General features: G+C 63.7%; 21 protein-coding genes. 10 read left to right on the plus strand and 11 right to left on the minus strand.

Features of this window, described 5'->3' with window-relative positions:
* Nucleotides 1–45: 45 nt before the first annotated feature.
* From ACVC5H_RS04885 to ACVC5H_RS04920, 8 genes are all read right to left on the minus strand, one after another.
* The gene (locus ACVC5H_RS04885; RefSeq protein ID WP_489621262.1) at nucleotides 46–1191 is read right to left on the minus strand and encodes an ABC transporter substrate-binding protein; all 1146 of its coding nucleotides are present in this window, start codon (nucleotides 1189–1191) and stop codon (nucleotides 46–48) included.
* 93 nt (nucleotides 1192–1284) lie between these two features.
* Entirely contained in the window at nucleotides 1285–1704 is a 420-nt protein-coding gene (locus tag ACVC5H_RS04890) for an acyl-CoA thioesterase (RefSeq protein ID WP_489621263.1), read from the minus strand.
* Between the two features lie 16 nt (nucleotides 1705–1720).
* The gene (locus tag ACVC5H_RS04895; protein WP_489621264.1) at nucleotides 1721–2485 is read right to left on the minus strand and encodes an SDR family NAD(P)-dependent oxidoreductase; all 765 of its coding nucleotides are present in this window, start codon (nucleotides 2483–2485) and stop codon (nucleotides 1721–1723) included.
* Between the two features lie 27 nt (nucleotides 2486–2512).
* Nucleotides 2513–3766, minus strand: coding sequence for a thiolase family protein (locus ACVC5H_RS04900; RefSeq protein WP_489621265.1), 1254 nt, complete (start codon nucleotides 3764–3766; stop codon nucleotides 2513–2515).
* A gap of 13 nt (nucleotides 3767–3779) precedes the next feature.
* Nucleotides 3780–5642, minus strand: a complete 1863-nt coding sequence (locus ACVC5H_RS04905; protein WP_489621266.1) for a feruloyl-CoA synthase — start codon at nucleotides 5640–5642, stop codon at nucleotides 3780–3782.
* A gap of 97 nt (nucleotides 5643–5739) precedes the next feature.
* The gene (locus tag ACVC5H_RS04910; protein WP_489621267.1) at nucleotides 5740–6519 is read right to left on the minus strand and encodes a crotonase/enoyl-CoA hydratase family protein; all 780 of its coding nucleotides are present in this window, start codon (nucleotides 6517–6519) and stop codon (nucleotides 5740–5742) included.
* A gap of 313 nt (nucleotides 6520–6832) precedes the next feature.
* Complete coding sequence (locus ACVC5H_RS04915) at nucleotides 6833–8008, minus strand: ABC transporter substrate-binding protein (RefSeq protein WP_489621268.1); 1176 nt, start codon at nucleotides 8006–8008, stop codon at nucleotides 6833–6835.
* A gap of 207 nt (nucleotides 8009–8215) precedes the next feature.
* A complete protein-coding gene (locus ACVC5H_RS04920; RefSeq protein WP_489621269.1) occupies nucleotides 8216–8530 on the minus strand; it encodes a hypothetical protein in 315 nt (104 codons plus the stop codon).
* A gap of 31 nt (nucleotides 8531–8561) precedes the next feature.
* Here ACVC5H_RS04920 and ACVC5H_RS04925 point away from each other — a divergent pair, with 31 nt between their 5' ends.
* On the plus strand, nucleotides 8562–9674 hold the full coding sequence (locus ACVC5H_RS04925) for a porin (protein ID WP_489621270.1): 1113 nt from the start codon (nucleotides 8562–8564) through the stop codon (nucleotides 9672–9674).
* Nucleotides 9675–9826: 152 nt separating this feature from the next.
* Here ACVC5H_RS04925 and ACVC5H_RS04930 read toward each other — a convergent pair whose 3' ends face one another.
* Entirely contained in the window at nucleotides 9827–10768 is a 942-nt protein-coding gene (locus tag ACVC5H_RS04930; RefSeq protein ID WP_489621271.1) for an IclR family transcriptional regulator domain-containing protein, read from the minus strand.
* Between the two features lie 348 nt (nucleotides 10769–11116).
* On the opposite strand from ACVC5H_RS04930, the gene ACVC5H_RS04935 reads away from it, so the two are divergent.
* The 7 genes from ACVC5H_RS04935 (at nucleotide 11117) to ACVC5H_RS04965 (ending at nucleotide 17268) form a co-directional block, all read left to right on the plus strand.
* Nucleotides 11117–11791 carry a 3-oxoacid CoA-transferase subunit A gene (locus ACVC5H_RS04935; protein ID WP_489621272.1) on the plus strand — a complete coding sequence of 225 codons (675 nt, stop codon included), beginning with the start codon at nucleotides 11117–11119 and terminating at the stop codon, nucleotides 11789–11791.
* On the plus strand, nucleotides 11788–12429 hold the full coding sequence (locus ACVC5H_RS04940) for a CoA transferase subunit B (RefSeq protein WP_329801859.1): 642 nt from the start codon (nucleotides 11788–11790) through the stop codon (nucleotides 12427–12429). The genes ACVC5H_RS04935 and ACVC5H_RS04940 overlap by 4 nt, the downstream gene beginning before the upstream one ends.
* 29 nt (nucleotides 12430–12458) lie before the next feature.
* Nucleotides 12459–13661 carry a 3-oxoadipyl-CoA thiolase gene (gene pcaF, locus ACVC5H_RS04945; RefSeq protein WP_489621273.1) on the plus strand — a complete coding sequence of 401 codons (1203 nt, stop codon included), beginning with the start codon at nucleotides 12459–12461 and terminating at the stop codon, nucleotides 13659–13661.
* Nucleotides 13662–13912: 251 nt separating this feature from the next.
* Entirely contained in the window at nucleotides 13913–14779 is an 867-nt protein-coding gene (locus ACVC5H_RS04950; RefSeq protein WP_489621274.1) for a branched-chain amino acid ABC transporter permease, read from the plus strand.
* Complete coding sequence (locus ACVC5H_RS04955; RefSeq protein WP_489621275.1) at nucleotides 14776–15804, plus strand: branched-chain amino acid ABC transporter permease; 1029 nt, start codon at nucleotides 14776–14778, stop codon at nucleotides 15802–15804. The genes ACVC5H_RS04950 and ACVC5H_RS04955 overlap by 4 nt, the downstream gene beginning before the upstream one ends.
* Complete coding sequence (locus tag ACVC5H_RS04960) at nucleotides 15801–16574, plus strand: ABC transporter ATP-binding protein (RefSeq protein ID WP_489621276.1); 774 nt, start codon at nucleotides 15801–15803, stop codon at nucleotides 16572–16574. Before ACVC5H_RS04955 ends, ACVC5H_RS04960 begins: the two co-directional genes overlap by 4 nt.
* Complete coding sequence (locus tag ACVC5H_RS04965; RefSeq protein ID WP_489621277.1) at nucleotides 16567–17268, plus strand: ABC transporter ATP-binding protein; 702 nt, start codon at nucleotides 16567–16569, stop codon at nucleotides 17266–17268. The genes ACVC5H_RS04960 and ACVC5H_RS04965 overlap by 8 nt, the downstream gene beginning before the upstream one ends.
* 40 nt (nucleotides 17269–17308) lie before the next feature.
* Here the strand turns inward: ACVC5H_RS04965 and ACVC5H_RS04970 are convergent, their stop codons facing one another.
* Nucleotides 17309–18526, minus strand: coding sequence for an HD-GYP domain-containing protein (locus ACVC5H_RS04970; protein ID WP_489621278.1), 1218 nt, complete (start codon nucleotides 18524–18526; stop codon nucleotides 17309–17311).
* Between the two features lie 192 nt (nucleotides 18527–18718).
* Here ACVC5H_RS04970 and ACVC5H_RS04975 point away from each other — a divergent pair, with 192 nt between their 5' ends.
* Entirely contained in the window at nucleotides 18719–19825 is a 1107-nt protein-coding gene (locus tag ACVC5H_RS04975) for a LysR family transcriptional regulator (protein ID WP_489621279.1), read from the plus strand.
* Here the strand turns inward: ACVC5H_RS04975 and ACVC5H_RS04980 are convergent.
* Complete coding sequence (locus ACVC5H_RS04980; protein WP_489621280.1) at nucleotides 19771–20280, minus strand: MarR family winged helix-turn-helix transcriptional regulator; 510 nt, start codon at nucleotides 20278–20280, stop codon at nucleotides 19771–19773. The genes ACVC5H_RS04975 and ACVC5H_RS04980 overlap by 55 nt on opposite strands.
* Before the next feature lie 318 nt (nucleotides 20281–20598).
* Between ACVC5H_RS04980 and ACVC5H_RS04985 the strand changes: the two genes are divergently transcribed.
* The gene (locus ACVC5H_RS04985) at nucleotides 20599–21648 is read left to right on the plus strand and encodes a Rieske 2Fe-2S domain-containing protein (RefSeq protein WP_489621281.1); all 1050 of its coding nucleotides are present in this window, start codon (nucleotides 20599–20601) and stop codon (nucleotides 21646–21648) included.
* Nucleotides 21649–21656: the final 8 nt, after the last annotated feature.

Here is a 21656-nt window from a genome sequence, read left to right on the forward strand (position 1 = left end):
GCAGGGTGGAGTGCCTGCGCCGCCGCGCAGGAAGAACGGTAGCGCTTACGGATTGACGGCCTTCCAGTTGCCGTTCTGGATGGTCAGCATGATGCGCGCATCGTCACCCAGGCCGAAGTGATCCTTGGGCGAGTAGTTCAGCGTGCCCTGCGAGATCTGGATCGGACCGGCGGTTTCCAGCGCTTCCTTCAAGGCCGTACGGAAGGCAGGCGTGCCGGGTTTGGCTTTCTTCAGCGCCATCGGCACCACTTTTTGCAGCACCAGTTGCGCATCGTAGGTGTGAGCCGCGAAGAGGTTGCGCGTGCCCGCACCAAACTGCTTCTCGTAGCGCGTGACGAAATCCATCGCCAGCTTCTTGGAAGGATTGCTGTCCGGCAGGGCTTCCGGCACCACGGCCGGTCCCGAGATGACGTAGGCACCTTCCACGTCCTTGCCGCCCAGGCGGATCAGGTCGCGCGAGGCGGCGCTGTGGGTCTGGAAGATCTTGCCCTTGTAGCCGCGTTCGATCAGGGCCTTGTGCGGCATGGCCGCGCCGCTGCCGGAAGCCACCACCAGCACCGCATCCGGATTGGAGCTGACCACGCGCAGGGCTTGCGCGGTGACGCTGGTGTCGGCGCGCGAGAAGCGTTCCACCGTGCCCATCTTCATGCCGGCCGCGGTGGCCAGGCGTTGCACTTCCTTGAGCCAGTTCTCGCCATAGGAGTCGGAGTAGCCCAGGAAGCCGATGGTTTTTACGCCCATTTTCTTCATCTGGTCCACCACGCCACCGGCCATGACGGCGGTCGATTGCGGCAGACGGAAGGTCCAGGCGTCTTTTCCTTCAGCAGTCTCGATAGGCGAGATGGCCAGCTGCACCGTCTGCGCTTCCAGCGCCACGTCGGCCACGGCCAGCGTGGGCGGCACGGCGGCCGAACCGATGATCAGATCCACCTTGTCCTCGGCCACCAGGCGGCGGGCATTCTTGCTGGCCTGGGTGGGATCGGTGGCGTCGTCGAGGATGATCATCTTGACCTTCTCGCCGGCGATGGTCTCGGGCCACAGCGCAAAGCCGTTCTTGGCCGGAATGCCCAGGCCCGAACCGGGACCGGTCAGCGACATCACCACACCGATGGTCAGTTCGGCATGCGCCATGCCTGCACAGGCCAGCATCGCTGCCAGCACGCCTGCCTTGATTGCCAGTTTCGTTTTCATCTCCGTCTCCTTTGTATTGATCGACTGATCGATTTATTGCGGAGGCGGCTTGCTGCCGCCTCTCGTTTGCTGCCAGATCTGCGCCGGATGGCCTCAGCTGCACATCTCCCTGATATCCGCCGGAATGGGGATCGCCTTGATGCGGTTCGGATCATCCGGATGACGGATGGCGAAGACGCGCACGTCGCGCCCTTCGCACAGCAGTTCGCCATCGCGCTTGATCTCGTGTTTCATCACGAAGGTCTTGTCATTCCATTCCACGATGGTGGAATGCACTCCGATGCGGTCGCCATAGGTAGCGGGACGCACGAAGCGCGAACTGATGTCCACCACCGGCGTGCCGATGATGCCGCGCGTCTTTTCGGTCTCGCGCCAGGGCGGCACGCCGCATTCATGGAAGAAATTGCGCGAAGCCGCGTCATACCAGCGGAAGAAATTGGGGAAATAGACGATGCCGGCCGGATCGCAATCGCCGAATTCCACGCGCACCGGATGAATGATGGTCTTGCTCATGCCTGCTCCTCAATCCTTAACGTGGCGCCAGGCGCAATGCGCCATCGAGACGGATCACTTCGCCATTGAGCGAGAGGTTGGTGGCGATGTGCAGGGCTAGCTGCGCATATTCCTCTGCTTTGCCCAGGCGCTTGGGGAAGGGGATGGACGCGGCCAGCGATTGCTGCACCTCTTCCGGCAGCTTGTAGAGCAAGGGCGTCAGGAACAGGCCCGGCGCGATGGTCACCACGCGGATGCCGTATTGCGCCAGGTCGCGCGCCAGCGGCAGGGTCATGGCGGTGATGCCGCCCTTGGAGGCAGCATAGCCGGCCTGTCCGACCTGGCCATCGAAGGCCGCTACCGAGGCGGTAGCAACGATGACGCCGCGCTCGCCCTCGGCCAGCGCTTCGGCGGCCGCCATGCGGGCAGCGGCCAGGCGGATCACGTTGAAGGTGCCGATCAGGTTGACGTTGACGATGCGGCTGAAATCCTCCAGCGGCATCGGGCTGCCATCCTTGCCCACCATGCGTTTTGCGCCACCGATGCCGGCGCAGTTGATGAGGATGCGCGGCACGCCGTTGGCTTCTTGCGCGGCATCGAGGGCAGCCTGCACCGAAGCGCTGTCGGTGATGTCGCAGCGCACGGCATGGCAGCGCAGTTCTTCGGCCAAGGCCCGGGCCGCTTCCATGTTGACGTCCAGGATGGAGACGCGGGCGCCGGCCTGCACCAGCTGGCGCACGGTCTCAGCACCGAGTCCGGAGGCGCCGCCCGTCACCAGGGCGGCTTGTCCTTGCAGTTGCATGAAGAATGTCCTTCTCGAATGAACGGTTCAGTGGGAGGCCGAGGGGTTTTCCAGCAGCAGGGCAATGCCCTGACCACCGCCGATGCAGGCCGAGGCCACGCAGTAGCGCGCGCCGCGGCGGTTCATCTCGCGTGCGGCGGTGATCGACAGGCGCACGCCGGTCGCGGCCAGCGGGTGGCCCAGGGCAATGGCGCCGCCGTTGACGTTGAGGCGCTCGCGGTCGATGCCCAGCTCACGTTCAACGGCCACGATCTGCGCGCCTTGCGCCTCGTTGATTTCGAAGCAGCCGATGTCGGCTACCGTGAGGCCATTGCGTTCCAGCAGCGTGCGGATGGCCGGTACCGGGCCGATGCCCATGATCTCGGGCGGTACGCCAGCGACTGCGGCAGCGACCACGCGCGCCAGCGGCTCTCTGTCATGGCGGCGCACGTAATCCCCCGAGGCCACGATGGTGGCCGCCGCCGCATCCACCAGGGCCGAGCTGTTGCCACCGGTCTGTACGCCATCCGGATAGAGCGCGCGCAGCCTGGCCAGCACTTCTACGGGCGACGGACGCGGATGGGTATCGGCGGCGGCTTCGCTGATCTTGCCCTGCAGCTTGATGTGGCGATCGTTGTAGCCATCCAGCTGGAAGGTCTCGTTGACCACCGGCACGATCTCGCCAGCATGGAAACCGGCCGCCTGTGCCTTCAGGGCGCGCTCGAAGGAATAGGCCGCATACTCGTCGACCTCGGCGCGGGTGATGCCATATTTCTTCGCCAGGTTCTCGGCCGTCTGCGGCATGGTGATGCCGGGGGCCGGATCGACCAGCGCTTCCCACATGTAGTCCTGGAATTCGACCGGCGCGCCAAGCTTGAACCCGCTGCGATGGCCGAAGGCGGCGATGGGATTGCGCGTCATCGATTCGCTGCCGACGATCAGCGCGGTTTCGGTATAGCCGCGTTCGATCTGGTCACCGGCCTGGCGGATCAGTTCGAAACCGGTGCCGCAGATGCGCTGGACCATGATGGCCGGCGTGCTGATCGGCACCCCCGCATACAGGCCGATGTGACGCGGCAGCATGTACTGGTAGGCGTCGCCGGGCGCCATGTTGCCGGCGACGACTGAACCGATGTCGGTGGCGGCAATGCCGGTGCGCGCCAGCACTTCGCGCGCCACCTTGATGCCCATGTCGGTGGGCGAGAGCTGGCTGAAGCTGGTGCAGTAATCCACCATGGGCGTGCGTACGCCGCCGACGAGCCAGATGTCCTTGAAGCTGGAATAGAACGCTGCGTGTGCCATGTCTGTTGCTTCCTCAGTGAGCGGGAGAGAGCGCGGCCTGCGCGGTCAGCACGGCCGGATCGGTGCCTGCGTAAAGCATCTCCACCAGGGCCGCGCGGTGTGTCAGCACGGAGCGCTGGTTGATGGAACCCTTGTCGGTGATTTCGCCGCGGTCAAAGGAGGGCGGGTCGATCAGCACCAGTGCCCGGGTGACGCGATTGGAACTGCCGGTGGCATGGGCTTGCAGGCGGTCCAGTACACCCTGGAAGAAGTCCCGCACCGGGGCTGCATTGAGCACGTCGGCGCGCGAGGCATCGGCGGGCAGGCGTGCCAGCTGGCGGCAGCGCTCGATGTTGGGAACGATCAGCATGCCGACTTCGTTGCGGTCCTGGCCGGTGATGACGGCATCCTGCAGATAGGGGGCGCCTTCGTGCGCAATCAGGGCGCGCAAGGGGCCCACGCTGACCCAGGTGCCGGTATAGAGTTTGAAATCCTCGGCCACCCGGCCATCGAATATGAAGCCGCGATCCGGATGGGCCGGGTCCAGCCAGCGTACGGCGTCGCCGGAACGGAAGTAGCCTTCTTCATCGAAGGCCTCGGCGGTCTGCTCCGGAGCACGCCAGTAGCCGGGCGTGACGTTGGGGCCGCGATAGCGGATCTCGATCTTGTCGCCATTGGGTACCAGCTTGATTTCCATGCCGGGCGTGGGAATGCCGATCTGCCCGGCCTGCACCTGGTGGTCCACCACGAACAGCGCCGAAGGCGAGGTCTCGGTCATGCCCAGTCCGCAGGACATCACGATGCGTTCGCCACAGGTGGCCTCGGCGGTGGCATGCAACTTGTCCCAGACCGGCTGGGCCAGCGCGGCGCCGGCGTAGAACTGCATGCGCAGGCGGCTATAGAATTTCGCGCGCAGCGCCTGGTCCTTCTCCAGCGCATGGGCGATGCCTTCCCAGCCTACCGGTACGTTGAAATATACGGTCGGCGCAATCTCATGCAGGTTGGCCAGGGTGGTGGCCAGTCCTTGCGGCGTGGGTTTGCCCTCGTCGATGTACATGGTGCCGCCGTTGTAGATCACGATGCCCACGTTGTGGTTGGCGCCGAAGGTGTGGTTCCAGGGCAGCCAGTCGATCAGGATGGGCGGCTCTTCGCCCAGGAAGGGGAAGGTCTGCACGATCATCTGCAGATTGCTGCACATCATGCGCTGGGTATTGATGACTGCCTTGGGCATCTTGGTCGAGCCCGAGGTGAAGAGGAACTTGACGATGGTGTCCGGACCGGTGGCGGCATAGGCGCGTTCGACTTCATCGCCGGCGCGGGTGGCTTCCAGCTCGGCATAGAGCGTACACTCGCGCCCGGCGGGCGGTGCCTCGGTGACCACGAATTCGATATCGGGCGCGACCGCATTGACGGCAGCCGCGAACTTCTCGCCATGCGCGGCGAAGATCAGTCCGGGCGTGAGCAGCTGCACCGCATGGCGCAGCTTGGCGTAATCCTTGGACAGCAGCGAATAGGCCGACGACACGGGGGCGTAGGGCACGCCCGCATAGTGGCAGCCCAGCACCAGCATGGCGTGTTCGAGGTCGTTCTCGGACAGGATCAACAACGGACGCTCCGCCGAGAGTCCGCGCTGCAACAGTGCCTGGCCGATGCGGCGTGCGCTTTGCAGCGCCTGGCCATAGCTGATGCGGCGCCACTGACCTTCCTTGTCCCGGCGCGCCATGTAGGTGCGCTCGGGATCGACCGTTGCCCAGTGGATCAGCTTGTCGGTCAGGCGCGCCGGATAGGCTTCCAGCGGCTGGCGGGTCTTGACGATGGAGATGCCGTCAGCGCCCGGCACGACGTCGACGCCGCCGATGCCGAACCTGACGCTGCGATAGCGAGGTGGAGTGTTCATACATGTCTCTGTTGTGTTGCCGGTCCGGCCGTAGCCGGGCTGGCGTGTTGTTGTGTACTTCTCTGTATTACTGACTTGCTGGCCTGCTGATGTTGCTTCAGGTCGGCTTGACCTTGTTCTGCTTGTGATCGAGGAAGGCCGCCAGGCGACCCTTGGTATCGGGATCGCTGCCGGCCACGGCCGCCATGAGCGATTCGGTCATCAGGCCGTCCTGGATCGACTGGTCATGGATGCGCGGCAGCACGTGCATGATGCCGTAGTTGGTCATGGGCGCATTGCGGGCGATGCGCTCGGCCAGTTCGCGCGCCTTGTCCAGTCCGCCGCCGGCGGCCACGCTGTATTGCGAGATACCGGCCTGGTGGCCTTCTTCGGCATTCAACACGCGCCCGGTCAGCATCATGTCGGCCATGCGCGCCACGCCGATCAGGCGCGAGATCCGTACCGAACCGCCACCGCCGACGAAGAGCCCGCGCTGGCCTTCCGGCAAGCCATAGAAGGCGCTTGGTTCGGCCACCCGGATATGCGCGGCCGAGGCCAGTTCCAGGCCACCGCCGATCACCGCGCCATGCAGCACGGCAATCACCGGCACGCGGCCGAAGGCGATCTGCTCGAAGGCCGCATGCCACATGCGCGAGTGATGCAGGGACTCGGTGGTGTCGCGCTCGCGCAGTTCGGACAAGTCCAGGCCGGCGCAGAAGTGTTCGCCGATGCCGTGGATGATGGCCACCTTCACGCCCTCGGGGAGATCCTCGAAACAGTCGCGGATGGCCCGCACCAGCGGATCATTGAGGGCGTTGCGTTTGGCGGCGCGGTTGAGCGCGATCTCTGCGATGGCGCCGTGAACTTGGATATCGAGGAGGTCGCTGTGCTGGTTCATGCTGTCTCTGAATGTCTCTGTATGTCGCGCTGGGCGTTTGAATTAGTTATAAGTTATAACGTTTATTCAGTATAAGTAAAGTCGAGGTAAACGCAAGCCCCATCGGCATTTCGTTCTGTGCGAACAACGTAAAAGCGGGCGATTAACGAACAAAAATAGCGGCGTCGGCCACTGCTCAAATTGCTGCGCCGCGTCGCAATGATGACGCTGCGATGACCAGCGTCGCGCCAGCCTGCGTGGCTGTTGACCGCGCAAACAAAAACGCCGGTGTGCACTGCATCACCGGCGTTTCCGTGGAGTATCGGCGGGGGGACTACTTGCCGGTGTCCTTCATGTTCTCGAACTTGTCGAACTCGACGTTGTAGGCTTCGTTGCCGATCTTCTCGACCTTGCGCACGTACACGGTCTGCACGATGTCGCGCGTGGCCGGGTCGATGGCGATGGGGCCGCGCGGGCTGACGAATTTCATGGTCTTGAGGATGGCCATGGCGCGGTCGCCATCGATCTTGCCGTTGAGTTTTCTGCTGACTTCGTAGATGGCGTTCATGCCGTCATAGGCGGCCACGGCCATGAAATTGGGGCGGCCCGCACCGGGATTGGCCGCCGCAAAGCTTTTCAGGAAGGCCTTGTTCTCCGGCGAGTCATGCGCGGCCGAATAGTGGAAGGTGGTGATCACGCCCAGCGTGGAGTCGCCCATGGCAGGCATCACGTGATCGTCCGTCAGGTCGCCGGTGGCGATGACCTTGATGCCGGCCTCAGCCAGGCCGCGTTCACGGTAGCCTTTCATGAAGGCAATGCTTTGCTCGCCGGCCGGCACGAAGATGAAGACCGCCTCCGGTTTGGCATCCTTGATGCGCTGGATGTAGGGGGCGAATTCAGGATTGCGCAGCGGCACCCGGATCGATTCGACCACCTGGCCGCCACCGCCCAGCAGGTTGGTCTTGAACGCGGTCTCGGCATCGATGCCCGGCCCGTAATCGGCCACCAGCGTGACTACGCGCTTGATGCCGTTCTTCAGCGCCCAGGTTGCCATGGGGCCCGAGACCTGCGGCAGCGTCATCGAAAAGCGTGCGATGTAGCTGGACTTGGTGGTGATGACGGAGCTGGCGGCGTTCATGATGATCATGGGCTTTTTGGCCTGTTCCGCAATGGGGGCCACGGCCAGCGCTTCGGGCGTCAGGCCGAAGCCGGCCAGGAAATCCACCTTGTCGCGCACCACCAGTTCCTGCGCCAGGCGCTTGGCGATCTCGGGCGCGGGGCCGGTGGTGTCCTTGATGATGATCTGCACCTTCTTGCCGGCAACCTGGTCGCCATGCTGCGCCATGTAAGCCTTGATGCCGCCTTCCATCTGCTTGCCATAGTCGGCGAAGGGGCCGGAGAACGCGGCGATCAGGCCGACCTTGATGGTTTCCTGACCGTGCGCAAGCGCACTCAGCAAGGTGCCGGAGGCGGCCATGATGGCCAGCATTGCGATCTTCTTGAATCTCATTGTCTTGTCTCCTTTGTGATTGGGGTGAGCGGCGATGAGCCTGCGGTTCTGTCGCCGCCCTGATGGTCTCATCGCCGGTCCGACTGTTGCAGACGGACGACGCATCGAATTCCCTTCCTTGGCTCGCCTTGTTGACAAAGCTTCGGTGCGGACAATAGTATCGCACCATCCGTTCGGTAAACAAACCGATGTGCGGTAGCCGAACGGCTAATAAAAGTTATAAATAATAAGCAACGAGACGCTTCTTTCTGCGGTGCCCGCCTGGCGGCGCCGACCAACTCGCTTTTTTGAAGATGACACCGAAGGTGTCACCGCAGTACGCATGCCGATGGCGCTGACCATGGGGCAGGGGGCATTTTGCGCCCGCGCTTCGAGAAACCGCCATGCGGCCGCAGGAATTCGCAACAGGCAGTCGCAGTACACCCAGAGGGGACTGGCCACACCGGAAGTCTCCCGGCCGGAGAGCGGCGAATCGCTGGCGTGCGCCTGGAGGAGGGCGAGCGCCGGCAGTGAACCGGCCATTCACATTCAATGAAATCAGGAGGAGATGGCAATGACAACAAAAAACACCTTGCGCGCAGTGGCCCTGGCCGCCGCCGCATGTGCGATGTACACAGGCATGGCCGGTTCGGCCATGGCGCAGAGTTCGGTGACCATCTACGGGATCATCGATACCGGCGTGGTCTACACCACCAATGCCAACGCGGCCGGCAATTCGGTCTTCAAGATGCCATCGCTGACGGGCACGTTCCCGTCGCGTATCGGCTTCCGTGGCACGGAAGACCTGGGCGGCGGCCTGCAGGCGATGTTCGTGCTGGAAAACGGCTTCGCGCCCGACACCGGCGCCCTGGGGCAGGGAGGCCGCCTCTTCGGCCGCCAGTCGTATGTGGGATTGAAGGGCGGGTGGGGCCAGCTCATGCTGGGTCGCCAGCTCAACATGACCTACATCTCGCAGCTCAAGACGGACGTGCTGGGCCCCAACATCTTCGCCATCGGCAGCATCGATACGTATCTGCCCAATGCCCGCAGCGACAACGCCATCGGCTACCTTGGCAGCTTCAGCGGCTTCACGCTGGGGGCCACCTACAGCTTTGGCCGCGACGCCTCCTCCACCGGTGGTCCTGCTGCGACCAACTGTCCTGGCGAAGTGGCGGGCAACAGCAAGGCCTGCCGCCAGGTCACCGCGCTGCTGGGGTATGACGGCCAGGGCTGGGGGTTCACCTCGTCCTATGACATCCTCTATGGCAATACCGGCGCTTCCGGTGGCCTGACCAGCAGCGACAACAGCGACCAGCGCGTCACCCTCAACGGCTACTACATGATCGGTGACGTCAAGATCGGCGCCGGCGTGGTGGATCGCCGCACCCGCGCGGCCACTGCCAATACCGATTCCGATCTCTACTACCTGGGCTTCAGCTATCCGCTGACCACCGCCCTGGTACTGGATGCGCAAGTCTCGCGCTTGGATGTGAAGAACAGCCCCAACGACGTCACCCTGTCGGTGGCGCGCCTGACCTACAACCTGTCCAAGCGCACGGCGCTCTACACCTCGGTGGGCTACATCAAGAATGGCGGCACCTCGGCGGTGGCCATCGATGCCGGTGGTACCGTGGGTGCGGGCAAGAACCAGTTTGGCGTGATGTCGGGCATCCGTCACACCTTCTGATCTGACGGGGTAATGAACGACTGGCAGTCTTGAGGAGGATGGCGCACCTGGACACCAGATGGGTGCGCCGACATCCGCAGCACGGCAAAGACAGGGTCTGTTTTTGTCTTCGGTCCGCGCTCGTCCTGAAGGAGGAGCGCGGACCTGTTTTTTCAGGGTAGCAGCACCGACAATTCCTGCGCGCCGCGCAAGAGCACCGGCAGGATCTCTTCTTCCATCTGTGCCACCGAGACGCGTGCGGCCTGTGCGCCCACGTTCAATGCCGCCAGCACGTTGCCGGAGGCGCCGCGCACAGGGACGGCGATGGAGCGCAGGCCCACTTCGAGTTCTTCATCGATGACGGCGTAACCCTGCTCGCGCACGCCAGCCAGGATGTCGCGCAGGCGTTTTTGCGAGACCACAGTCTTGTCGGTCAGTGCGCGCAGCTTGACCTTCTCGAAGTAGGCCTTCAGCTGGTCGTCCGGCAGATGTGCCAGCATGGCCCGGCCCAGCGAGGTGCAATAGGCCGGCAGGCGGCTGCCAGTATTGAGCGCCACCGACATCACGCGCGAAGTGGCCGAGCGCGCAACGTAGAGCACTTCATTGTCATCCAGCACCGCCAGCGAGCAGGACTCGCCCAGGGTGCGGCTGATGTTGTTCAGGTAGGGCTGTGCAGAAACGGTCAACGGGGTGGACGACAAATAGGAGTAGCCCAGCGTGAGGATCTTGGGGCGCAGCGAGAAATTGTTGACGTCCGAATCGGCATAGCCCAGTTGCTTCAAGGTGTGCAGGCAGCGCCGTACGGCTGCGCGCGGAATGCCCGTCTTCTGGCTGATCTGGGCGATGGTCAGGCTGCGGCGCGAATCGCTGAAGGCGCGGATCACCGCCAGCCCGCGCGCCAGCGAGGTCATGAAGCTGGGATCGGTGAGGGCATCGATCTCTTCGGCAATGGTCAGCTCGCGTTCGGCCTGGGGTGCGCTGCCCGCCTCGTCGGCGTCCTTGGCCTTGCGGCGGCGGCTGGCCGTGGCTGCAGCCTTCGGCAGCTTGGCCTCCTTGGCAGCGGTGGCGCTCTTGGCGGCAGTCTTGCGGGTTTTGGCAGCAGGTGCGATGGGCATGGGCTCTGGTGGGCTCTCTGATCTGATGGAGGAGGTCGGCGTGGGCAATGTCAGGCGACGTCAGAATTTTAGCGTTTTGTGCGGCAAGCGAACACATCCTGCGGTTTTTTCTTGACGGCCGTCAAGCCGGATCGCTAAACTCTTTTTGTGCGAAAATCAAACATTAGTTCGGTGATCGAACATGTTGGTGCGGAAAACGTCACCCCGCTGACGCCCCCTGAAACCGCCGACATGCCCGTCCACACCGGCAGAGACGAGTCCCAAGCCGCCTGGCCGCACGGCAAAGAGAAGTGCAGCGAGGCATCCAGCAGGCGCAGTTGCAGGCGCCGCATCTAAAGTGAGAGCAACGTGATCAATAAAATTTCTGACTCCCTGGAGCAGGCGGTGGCCGACATCCATGATGGTGCCACCATCATGATCGGTGGCTTCGGCAATGCCGGCATGCCCTCGGCCCTGATCGATGCGCTGATCGCCCAGGGCGCACGCGACCTGACCATCGTCAACAACAATGCCGGCAACGGCGATACGGGCCTGGCCGCATTGCTCAAGACCAAGCGCGTCAGGAAGATCATCTGTTCCTTCCCGCGCCAGACCGATTCCCACGTCTTCGATGCGCTCTACCGCGCCGGCGAGATCGAACTGGAACTGACCCCGCAGGGCAACCTGGCCGAGCGCATCCGCGCCGCCGGCGCCGGCATCGGCGGTTTCTTCAGCCCGACCGGTTACGGCACCATGCTGGCCGAAGGCAAGGAAACCCGGCTCATCGATGGCAAGCACTACGTGCTGGAGTCGCCCATCCACGCCGACTTCGCGCTCATCAAGGCGCTGCGTGGCGACCGCTGGGGCAACCTGGTATATCGCAAGACCGCGCGCAACTTCGGCCCCATCATGGCCATGGCCGCCAAGGTCACCATCGCCCAGGTGAGCGAAGTGGTGGAGCTGGGCCAGCTCGATCCGGAAAACATCATCACGCCCGGCATCTTCGTGCAGCGGATCGTGCAAACCAAGGAGGCACAGCAATGAAGCGCTTTACCCGTGAAGAGATCGCCGCCCGCGTGGCCCAGGACATTCCCGAGGGCGCCTACGTGAACCTGGGCATCGGCCTGCCCACCAAGGTCGCCAACTACCTGCCGGCCGACAAGGAAATCTTCCTGCACAGCGAAAACGGTGTGCTCGGCATGGGCCCGGCCCCGGCCCCCGGCGAGGAAGACGAAGACCTCATCAACGCCGGCAAGCAGCCGGTCACCCTGCTGACCGGCGGCTCCTACTTCCACCACGCCGACTCCTTCGCCATGATGCGCGGCGGCCATCTCGACATCTGCGTGCTGGGCGCCTTCCAGGTGTCGGCCAAGGGCGACCTGGCCAACTGGCATACCGGTGCGCCCGACGCCATCCCCGCCGTGGGCGGTGCGATGGACCTGGCCATCGGTGCCAAGCAGGTGTTCGTGATGATGGATCACCAGACCAAGACCGGCGAGAGCAAGCTGGTGGAGGCCTGCTCCTATCCGCTGACCGGCATCGGCTGCGTCAACCGCATCTACACCGACCTGGCCGTCATCGACGTGACCCCGCAAGGCCTGCAGGTACGTGAGATCGTCGAAGGCCTGTCCTTCGCGCAATTGCAGGAACTGACCGGCGCGCCGCTGCGCCCGGCCGCCTGATCCGTCACTCTTATCGCTGCGAGGAATGCATGAAAGACGTATTTATCTGTGACGCCATCCGCACCCCCATCGGCCGCTACAGCGGCGCGCTCAAGGACGTGCGCGCCGACGACCTGGGCGCCGTGCCGCTGCGCGCGCTCATGGAGCGCAATCCGCAGGTGGACTGGAAGGCTGTCGATGATGTGATCTTCGGCTGCGCCAACCAGGCCGGTGAAGACAACCGCAACGTGGCACGCATGTCGCTGCTGCTGGCCGGCCTGCCGCAGGAAGTGCCGGGCAGCACCATCAACCGCCTGTGCGGTTCCGGCATGGATGCGCTGGGCACGGCCGCGCGCGCCATCAAGTCCGGCGAGACCCAGTTGATGATTGCCGGTGGCGTCGAATCGATGACCCGCGCGCCTTTCGTGATGGGCAAGGCCGACAGCGCCTTCTCGCGCCAGGCCGCGATCCAGGACACCACCATCGGCTGGCGTTTCGTCAATGCCCTGATGAAGCAGAAGTATGGCGTGGACGCCATGCCCGAGACCGCCGAAAACGTCGCCGTCGATTTCAAGGTCAGCCGCGAAGACCAGGACCAGTTCGCCGTGCGCAGCCAGGCCAAGGCCGCCGCCGCGCAAGCCAATGGCACCCTGGCGCAGGAAATCGTGCCGGTGGTGATCCCGCAGAAGAAGGGCGATCCCGTCACCGTGAGCCAGGATGAACATCCGCGCGCTACCAGCATGGAAGCGCTGGCCCGCCTGAAGGGTGTGGTCAGGCCCGATGGTAGCGTTACCGCCGGCAATGCCTCGGGCGTCAACGATGGTGCCTGCGCGCTGCTGCTGGCCAGTGCCGAAGCGGCCGAGAAGTACCAGCTCAAGCCGCGCGCCCGCATCCTGGGCATGGCCACGGCCGGCGTCGCCCCGCGCATCATGGGCATGGGCCCGGCCCCGGCCAGCAAGAAGGTGCTGGCGCAACTGGGCATGAGCATCGATCAGATGGACGTGATCGAACTCAACGAAGCCTTCGCCTCGCAAGGCCTGGCCGTGCTGCGCGAACTGGGTGTGGCCGATGACGATGCACGCGTGAACCCCAATGGTGGTGCCATTGCCCTGGGCCATCCGCTGGGCATGAGCGGTGCCCGTCTGGTGACCACGGCTACCTACCAGCTGGAGCGCACGGGTGGCCGCTATGCGCTGTGCACCATGTGCATCGGCGTGGGGCAGGGTATCGCGATGGTGATCGAGCGCGTGTGATGCAACCGGGATGGCGTGACGCGCACACGGCGTTGCGCCATCCATGAAGATCGCCACGGTCTTCGTGAAAATTGATCAAGCATGAACTGAGGCAGGCGCAGCACAATAGAAAAATAATTTATCCCATTACCAAGCGGCCACCAAAAAGAGAGCCGCAGGCCAGAAGAGGAGACACATCGCATCATGCATCCGCATCATGACTGCGCGCCGCGTGCGGCCGCGCCCAGCACTTGTCGCCGCGGAGGTGCGCCATGCTAGGCAACTTCCTCGGTGTGCTCTTCGACGGCATTGCCTACGGCAGCCTGTTGTTCCTCATCAGCGTGGGCCTGTCGGTGACCATGGGCATGATGAACTTCATCAACCTGGCACACGGTGCCTTTGCCATGCTGGGCGGCTATGTCTGCGTGACGCTGCTCAACGGTATCGGTGTTCCCTTCCTGGCGACGCTGCCATTGGCCTTCATCGCCGCCGCGCTGGTCGGGCTGGTGCTCGAACGCTCCCTCTATCGCCGTCTCTACAAGGCCAGCCATCTTGACCAGGTGCTGTTTTCCATCGGCCTGACCTTCATGTCGGTGGCTGCGGCCACCTGGCAGTGGGGGCCGACCCAGCAGCCAGTGGTGCTGCCGGACTGGCTGCGCGGCCAGGTCTGGCTGCTGGGGCTGGAGGTGGGGGCCTATCGCGTCTTCCTGATCGGTGTGGTGATCGTGGTCACGGTGGCGCTGGGCCTGTTGATCGAACGCACCCGCTTCGGCGCGCAGATCCGGGCCTCGGTGGATAACCAGGTCGCTGCTGCCGGGCTGGGCATCAACGTCAGCCGCGTCTTCAGTCTGACCTTCGCGCTCGGCTCGGGGCTGGCGGGTCTGGGCGGCGGCTTGGGCATCGACGTGCTGGGGCTGGACCCGACCTTCCCGGTCAAGTACATGGTCTACTTCCTGCTGGTGGTGGCCGTGGGCGGCGCCGGCACCATCAAGGGGCCGCTGCTGGCGGCGGTGATCCTGGGCGTGTTCGACGTGGCCGGCAAATACTACGTGCCCGAGATCGGCGCCTTCGTCATCTATGGGCTGATGGTGGTGCTGCTGATCCTGTTCCCGGCCGGGCTGATGCGGAGGCGCGGATGAGTATCGTGAACTCCACTTCCTTACCCGCAGCCCGCACCGGAAAGCCCGCCATGAAGCCTGCCCTGCATTTGCCCAACGACCGCTGGACACCGCTGGAAATCGTTTTCTGGCTGTTGCCGGTGGCGGCCTATTTCGTCTTCCCCGATTACCTGGTGCTGATCAGCCAGATCATGATCGTGGGCCTGTTCGCGCTGTCGCTCGATCTCATCCTCGGCTATGCCGGCATCGTCTCGCTGGGCCATGCCGCCTTCTTCGGCCTGGGTGCCTATACCGCCGGCCTGCTGGCAGTGCATGGCTGGGGCGAGCCCATCACGGGCCTGATGCTGGCGGCCGTGGTGGCGGCCATCGCCGGATTCCTGGTGAGCTTCCTGGTGGTGCGCGGCGCCGACCTGACGCGCCTGATGGTCACACTGGGCATCGGCCTGATGCTGTTCGAGGCGGCCAACAAGGCAGCCTTCATCACGGGCGGCGTCGATGGTTTGTCGGGCATGGCGATGGGCAAGATCTTCGGGGTCTTCGAATTCGACCTCAATGGCCGCGTGGCCTATGGCTACAGTTTTGCGGTGCTGCTGCTGCTGTTCGTGGTATTGCGTCGCCTGGTCAATTCGCCCTTCGGCCTGGGCCTGCGCGGCATCCGCGAGGGCGGGCGGCGCATGCCGGCCATCGGCGCGGACGTCAACCGGCGCCTGGTGGTGATCTTCACCATCGCCGCTGCCGTAGCCGGTGTGGCCGGTGCGCTGCTGGCCCAGACCACGCAGTTCGTCGGACTGGACGTACTGGGCTTCCCGCGCTCGGCGGAACTGCTCATCATCCTGGTGCTGGGCGGTACCGGCCGCCTGTATGGCGGGCTGGTCGGGGCGCTGGTCTACATGCTGGCGCAGGACACGCTCTCCGGGCTCAATCCGGCTTACTGGCAATTCTGGATCGGCCTGCTGCTGATCGTCATCGTCCTGTTTGCGCGCGGCGGTCTGCTCGGTGGCCTGGCCGTGCTGCGCGACAAGTTCTTCAAGGGAGACCGCGCATGAGCACGCATTCGCATCCAGGCGATACCACCCTGCGCACGGAGGGCCTGAGCAAGCGCTGGGGCAGCTTCGTGGCCAACAGCGACGTGTCGCTCAGCTTTGCACCCGGCGCACGCCATGCACTGATCGGCCCCAATGGCGCCGGCAAGACCACCTTCATCAACCTGTTGACCGGCGGCTTTGCGCCCAGCAGCGGCAAGGTCTGGTTCGGCGGCGAGGACATCACCGCGCTGCCCCAGCATGAGCGTGTCAAGCGCGGCATGACGCGCACCTTCCAGATCAATACGCTCTTTGCCGGGCTCACGGTGCTGGAGTCGGTGGTGCTGGCCATCCAGGAGCGGCGCGGCCTGCAATACCGCTGGTACCAGACGGTGGCCAGCCAGACCGAGGTGGTGGAAGAAGCCATGGCCTTGCTGGCCTCGCTGAAGCTGGAACAGGAAGCCAACAGCATCACGCGCAGCCTGGCCTATGGCAAGCAGCGACTGGTCGAGATCGCGCTGGCGCTGGCCACCAGGCCCAAGGTCTTGCTGCTGGATGAACCGGCGGCAGGTATTCCCTCGGCGGAAAGCCGCGAGCTCTTCGAGGTGATCGCGCAATTGCCGCGCGAGGTCACCATCGTCTTCATCGAACATGACATGGGACTGGTGTTCCGTTTTGCCGAACGCATTACCGTGCTGGTGGGCGGCAAGGTACTGGTGGAGGGCACGCCGGCCGAGATCGCCGCCGACCAGCGCGTCAAGGAAGTCTATCTGGGGGAGGCCGAACATGCCTGAACTGCTGGCACTGGAAAAGGTAAGCGCCGGCTATGGCGAATCGATCGTGCTGGAAGACGTCTCCTTCGCCATGAACGAAGGCGAGAGCCTGGCCCTGCTGGGCCGCAATGGCGTGGGCAAGACCAGCCTGTTGATCACGCTCATGGGCCTGACCCGGTTGCATAGCGGCAGCATCCGCTGGCGCGGCGGCAGCATCGCCCGCGTGCCCACGCACAAGCGCGCCCACGCGGGCCTGGGTTGGGTGCCGCAGGAACGCTTCATGTTTCCTTCGCTGTCGGTGGAAGAGCACCTGACCGTGGTGGAACGCGGCGGCCAGTGGAACCTGCAAAAGATTTACCAGATATTCCCGCGCCTGCACGAGCGCCGCCACAACATGGGCAACCAGCTCTCCGGCGGCGAGCAGCAGATGCTGGCCATTGCCCGTGCGCTGATGACCAGTCCCAGCATCCTCCTGCTGGATGAACCCATGGAAGGGCTGGCTCCCATCATCGTGCAGGAACTGCTGAAGGTGATTCGCCGCCTGGTCAGCGAGGAAGGCATGTCGGTGATCGTGGTGGAGCAGCATGCGCGCATGGCACTGTCATTGACCCAGCGCGCCATCGTGCTTGATCGTGGCCGCATCGTGCATGCGTCGGATAGTCAGAGCCTGCTGGACGATGGGGAGAAGCTGGACCGGCTGGTGGCGGTGGCCTGAGGCGCCCATGCGTAGCGACCAAACGGTCAATCACGAAGGATCAGCAGGACGCCTGCTGCCCGGTTGCCCCTTCCTGCGGCGGACCTGAATGCGCGGTGGCCAATTGACGCAGGCGGATCCATTCATCATCGCCGCGTCCGATGATGGTGTCCGAGCGCGGCCAGGCCATCAGGTCGAGCACGCCGCCTCCGGCGAACTCTTGCCGTTCGCGGCCGTGCACCACCTGGAGCACGGGACGGGTCAGGTCAGCCGGGTTTTGGCGGATCACCAGCCCGGACAGTCCCGATTCCAGCCGCACCAGCGAGCCCACCGGATAGATGCCCAGCGTCTTGACGAACGCCAGCAGTAGCCGCCGGTCGAAATGACCTTCCCATCTGGCCATTTGCGAGATCGCTTCGGCCGGATCCCAGCCGTGCTTGTAGGGGCGCTCGGAGGTCAGCGCATCATAGACATCGCAGACGGCCGTCATGCGCGCATAGAGCGAAATGGACTCGGCCGGCAGGGCATCGGGATAGCCCCGTCCATCGATGCGTTCATGATGATGGCGGCAGACGTCGCAGGCATAGGCCGGGATGTCCGGGTTCTGTATCAGGTAGTGATAGCCCAGCTCCGGATGCTGCTTGATCAGTTCAAATTCCTTGTCGCTCAGCTTGCCGGGTTTGTTGAGGATGTCCTTGTCGATGAATGCCTTGCCCACGTCATGCAGGTAACCGCTCAGTCCCGCTTCGCGGCAGGCCGCTTCGCTCAGCCCCAGTGTACGTCCCAGGGCCACCATCAGTGCGCAGACGGCCACCGAGTGCAGGTAGGTATATTCGTCATCGAGCTTCAGGCGCAACACGCTGAGCAGACCATTCGGGTCGCGCAGCACCGAGCAGGCGATATCCTCCACCAGCTCCAGGCACTGCGGCAGCTCCACCACCTTGCCCATGCGCGCAGCGTTGAACATGTTACGCGTGATATCGCGCGCATGTTCGCGCAGGGCCACCGCGCTGACGTGCTCCGGATCGGCGGGGATTGCGCTGTCCTCCGTCACGGACGGTGTGGCTACCTCCTCGGTTGGCATGGCCTCTTCCACATCCACTCCGCGTGATACGTCAATCCAGCAATAGGCAATGCCGCTCTCGCGCGCCTGCTGCAGATCGCTCTCCCGCCTGAGCAGGAAACGCGTCTTCCAGAACGGGTGCGCCAGCCAGCTGGCCTCGAATCCGCAAAAGTACATCCCGAGGACCAGGTCCCCGACCTTGATTTTCTTGAGCATGTGTTGAAACCCATTTCATCAACGGGCGAGAGTTGCGTTCGGTCTATCGGAAGAAGGCGGGCGGGGATAGGGGCGCGCCTGTCACCTGGCGGCGGAGGACCATGCGGATCTCGCTGTGGAAGCTCACGCTGCCGGCGGCAACTGGCTGCGCGCCATCGTCGCGCAACGCCGGAATGTATCCATGCGGAAACAGTGTCGCGTCATCATACCTTCATCAGTTTTATTGAGAATCCCTTAACTGCGAATAACGTTTATTCGGTATTGGAATTGGTATCCGTTTTCAAGCGCGGTATGTTCGGCATCTTTCATTTGGGGAATGGAGAGGCCATGGCCAATTTCGATCTCAATCTGCTGCCGATTGCCTTGGCGATCTTCGAAGAGCGCAGCGTGAGTGCGGCTGCAAGGAAGCTCGACATGAGCCAGCCCGCGGTGAGCGTAGCGCTCAACAAATTACGCATTGCGCTGGGCGACCCGCTGTTCGTGAAGACCGGGCGCGGCATGCAGCCTACCCCGCGTGCCATCACCCTGATTGAGCCGACCCGGGAGATCATGCAGCGGGTCCACGCCGACGTACTGACCACCGATCAGTTCACGCCAGCCACGACGACCAAACGCTTCGTGCTGGGGCTGTCGGATTTCGGCGAGCTGATGCTGCTGCCGCGGTTGATCGAGCGTATCCGCGATGAAGCGCCGCATGCCTCGGTGGCGACGGTGATGCCCGCACCGGCAGAGCTGGTAGGGGCGTTGGAGAGTGGTGCGGTCGATCTCGCCGTCGGGTATTTTCCCTACCTCAAGCAGCGCAATTTCTTCCAGCAGCGTTTGTTGTCGCAAGACTTTGTGTGCCTGCTGCGCGCGGGCCATCCTTTGCAGATGCAGAGGATCAGCCTGGAGCACTACCAGGCTGCCGGGCATATCGTGGTCAATTCTGAAGGACGAGACGAACCGATGTGCGAACGCTTCCTGCTACGCCGCAAGATCCGGCGACGGGTCACGCTGTCGACGGCGCACTTCATGGCCATTCCTGTGCTGGTGGCGACCTCTGATCTGATTGCCACGGTGCCGCGCGCGTTTGGCGAATTCGTGGCGCGGTTCTCCGGTATCCGGCTGGTCGAGCCGGGTTTCGAGATGCCCTCGATGGATCTGAAGCAGCACTGGCATCGCAAGTACCACAAGGATGGCGGCAATGCCTGGTTGCGCGGACTGACGGCGGCCGTGTTTTCCGCCGGCACGGAACTGGTGCCGCCTCAGTCTTCGTCGCAGCGTTCCTCTTGCAATCTGGCCAGCGGTGCGCGGCTCTGAGGGTTGTTCAGCTGCACCAGCTTGTCCAGCAGCAGCATGAACTGTCGCTGCTCGTCCTCGTCCAGCGGTGCCAGCAGGCGCTTGCGCAGCCGTTGCAATCCCGGGGTCAGCTGTTCCAGCAGGGCTTCGCCGGCCGCCGTGATGCGCAGTGCGCGCTGGCGCCGGTTGTGCGGAATGACTTCGCGCAACAGCAGGCCCTTTTCTTCCAGCCGGGCGCAGACCGTGGCACCGGTCGAGGTATCGATGGCCACCAGCCCGGCCAGGGTCACCTGGTCGATGCCGGGATGATTGGAGAGCATGCGCAGGATCGCGTATTGCACCGGGGTAAGGATGCCGCCCACCTCATCATGAAAGATCGACACCGAAATCTGCTGCGCCCGCCGCAACAGGTGGCCGGGGTGCTCGTAGAGGTCGGTCAGCTGGTTTTCGTCGGGAGCGTGCGGGGTGTCGGGCATGGCGGAATCGGTCAGCAATGGATGAGTTTCAGGCAGGAGCCGTGAGGAGGCAGTGTAAGGTCCGCCACGTTTTCCCTCAATCAATTGATGCAACGCGCAATGAAAAAACTCCGCCAGCGCGTTTACTTGCGCGGCGGATTGGCGGATACTTTTCCTAACATTCAGTGTGCTGAATATTAAAACAGAAAAATGCGAGACCCGACAGGATCTGGATCAACAGAACTGCGGAAAAGAACAAGTTGGAGCAGTCCCATCACGAGTGCGCTGGTCTCTGCGAGGCCGGTGTCGATTGAGGAATTCACCCAAGAGGAGACCGTCATGTTCCCCAAGAACGCCTGGTACGTCGCCTGTACGCCCGACGAAATCGAAAGCAAGCCGCTGGGCCGCCAGATCTGCGGCGAGAAGATCGTGTTTTATCGTGGTGCCGAAGGGCAGGTCGCGGCCGTCGAGGATTTCTGTCCGCATCGCGGCGCGCCGCTGTCGCTGGGCTTCGTGCGCGAAGGTCAGCTCGTCTGTGGCTACCACGGCCTGGAGATGGGCTGCGATGGCCATACCCGCAGCATGCCCGGCCAGCGTGTGCGCGGCTTCCCGTGCATTCGCAGCTTCCCGGTGGTGGAACGTTACGGTTTCATCTGGGTATGGCCGGGCGACAAGGAGCAGGCCGATCCGGCGCAGATCCATCATCTGGAATGGGCGGACAATCCCGAGTGGGCTTATGGCGGCGGGCTGTATCACATCAATTGTGACTATCGCCTGATGATCGACAACCTGATGGATCTCACGCATGAGACCTACGTCCATGCCTCCAGCATCGGCCAGAAGGAGATCGACGAAGCGCCGGTCAATACCCGCGTGGAGGGTGAGCAGGTCATCACCAGCCGCTTCATGGAGAACATCATGCCACCGCCATTCTGGCGCATGGCCTTGCGCGGCAATGGGCTTGCCGATGACGTGCCGGTGGACCGCTGGCAGATCTGCCGCTTCTCGCCGCCCAGCCACGTGATGATCGAAGTGGGTGTGGCGCATGCCGGGCAGGGCGGTTACGAGGCGGGGCCGGAACACAAGGCGTCCTCCATCGTGGTGGATTTCATCACGCCCGAGACCGAGACGTCGCACTGGTATTTCTGGGGCATGGCGCGTCATTTCCGTCCCGAGGACAAGGAGCTGACGGCCACCATCCGCGAAGGGCAGGGCAAGATCTTCGGCGAGGACCGCGAGATGCTGGAGTTGCAGCAGGCCAACCTGCTGAAGTATCCCGAGCGCCGTCTGCTGGCGCTCAACATCGATGCCGGTGGCGTGCAGTCGCGCAAGGTGCTGGACAAGTGGCTGGCGCGCGAAGCCGAGGCCGGCAAGGCTGCGGCCGCCTGAGGAGCGAC

This window comes from Herbaspirillum sp. Her3, from assembly GCF_057961275.1.

Coding starts and splice junctions, on each gene's coding strand:
- ACVC5H_RS04905 (WP_489621266.1), bottom strand. CDS start 5,642: ATGAACACTCCACCTCGCTATCGCAGCGTCAGGTTCGGCATCGGCGGC.
- ACVC5H_RS04920 (WP_489621269.1), bottom strand. CDS start 8,530: ATGGCCGGTTCACTGCCGGCGCTCGCCCTCCTCCAGGCGCACGCCAGC.
- ACVC5H_RS04890 (WP_489621263.1), bottom strand. CDS start 1,704: ATGAGCAAGACCATCATTCATCCGGTGCGCGTGGAATTCGGCGATTGC.
- pcaF (WP_489621273.1), top strand. CDS start 12,459: ATGAAAGACGTATTTATCTGTGACGCCATCCGCACCCCCATCGGCCGC.
- ACVC5H_RS04960 (WP_489621276.1), top strand. CDS start 15,801: ATGAGCACGCATTCGCATCCAGGCGATACCACCCTGCGCACGGAGGGC.
- ACVC5H_RS04910 (WP_489621267.1), bottom strand. CDS start 6,519: ATGAACCAGCACAGCGACCTCCTCGATATCCAAGTTCACGGCGCCATC.
- ACVC5H_RS04925 (WP_489621270.1), top strand. CDS start 8,562: ATGACAACAAAAAACACCTTGCGCGCAGTGGCCCTGGCCGCCGCCGCA.
- ACVC5H_RS04985 (WP_489621281.1), top strand. CDS start 20,599: ATGTTCCCCAAGAACGCCTGGTACGTCGCCTGTACGCCCGACGAAATC.
- ACVC5H_RS04965 (WP_489621277.1), top strand. CDS start 16,567: ATGCCTGAACTGCTGGCACTGGAAAAGGTAAGCGCCGGCTATGGCGAA.
- ACVC5H_RS04885 (WP_489621262.1), bottom strand. CDS start 1,191: ATGAAAACGAAACTGGCAATCAAGGCAGGCGTGCTGGCAGCGATGCTG.
- ACVC5H_RS04955 (WP_489621275.1), top strand. CDS start 14,776: ATGAGTATCGTGAACTCCACTTCCTTACCCGCAGCCCGCACCGGAAAG.
- ACVC5H_RS04940 (WP_329801859.1), top strand. CDS start 11,788: ATGAAGCGCTTTACCCGTGAAGAGATCGCCGCCCGCGTGGCCCAGGAC.
- ACVC5H_RS04900 (WP_489621265.1), bottom strand. CDS start 3,766: ATGGCACACGCAGCGTTCTATTCCAGCTTCAAGGACATCTGGCTCGTC.
- ACVC5H_RS04930 (WP_489621271.1), bottom strand. CDS start 10,768: ATGCCCATCGCACCTGCTGCCAAAACCCGCAAGACTGCCGCCAAGAGC.
- ACVC5H_RS04970 (WP_489621278.1), bottom strand. CDS start 18,526: ATGCTCAAGAAAATCAAGGTCGGGGACCTGGTCCTCGGGATGTACTTT.
- ACVC5H_RS04895 (WP_489621264.1), bottom strand. CDS start 2,485: ATGCAACTGCAAGGACAAGCCGCCCTGGTGACGGGCGGCGCCTCCGGA.
- ACVC5H_RS04950 (WP_489621274.1), top strand. CDS start 13,913: ATGCTAGGCAACTTCCTCGGTGTGCTCTTCGACGGCATTGCCTACGGC.
- ACVC5H_RS04980 (WP_489621280.1), bottom strand. CDS start 20,280: ATGCCCGACACCCCGCACGCTCCCGACGAAAACCAGCTGACCGACCTC.
- ACVC5H_RS04915 (WP_489621268.1), bottom strand. CDS start 8,008: ATGAGATTCAAGAAGATCGCAATGCTGGCCATCATGGCCGCCTCCGGC.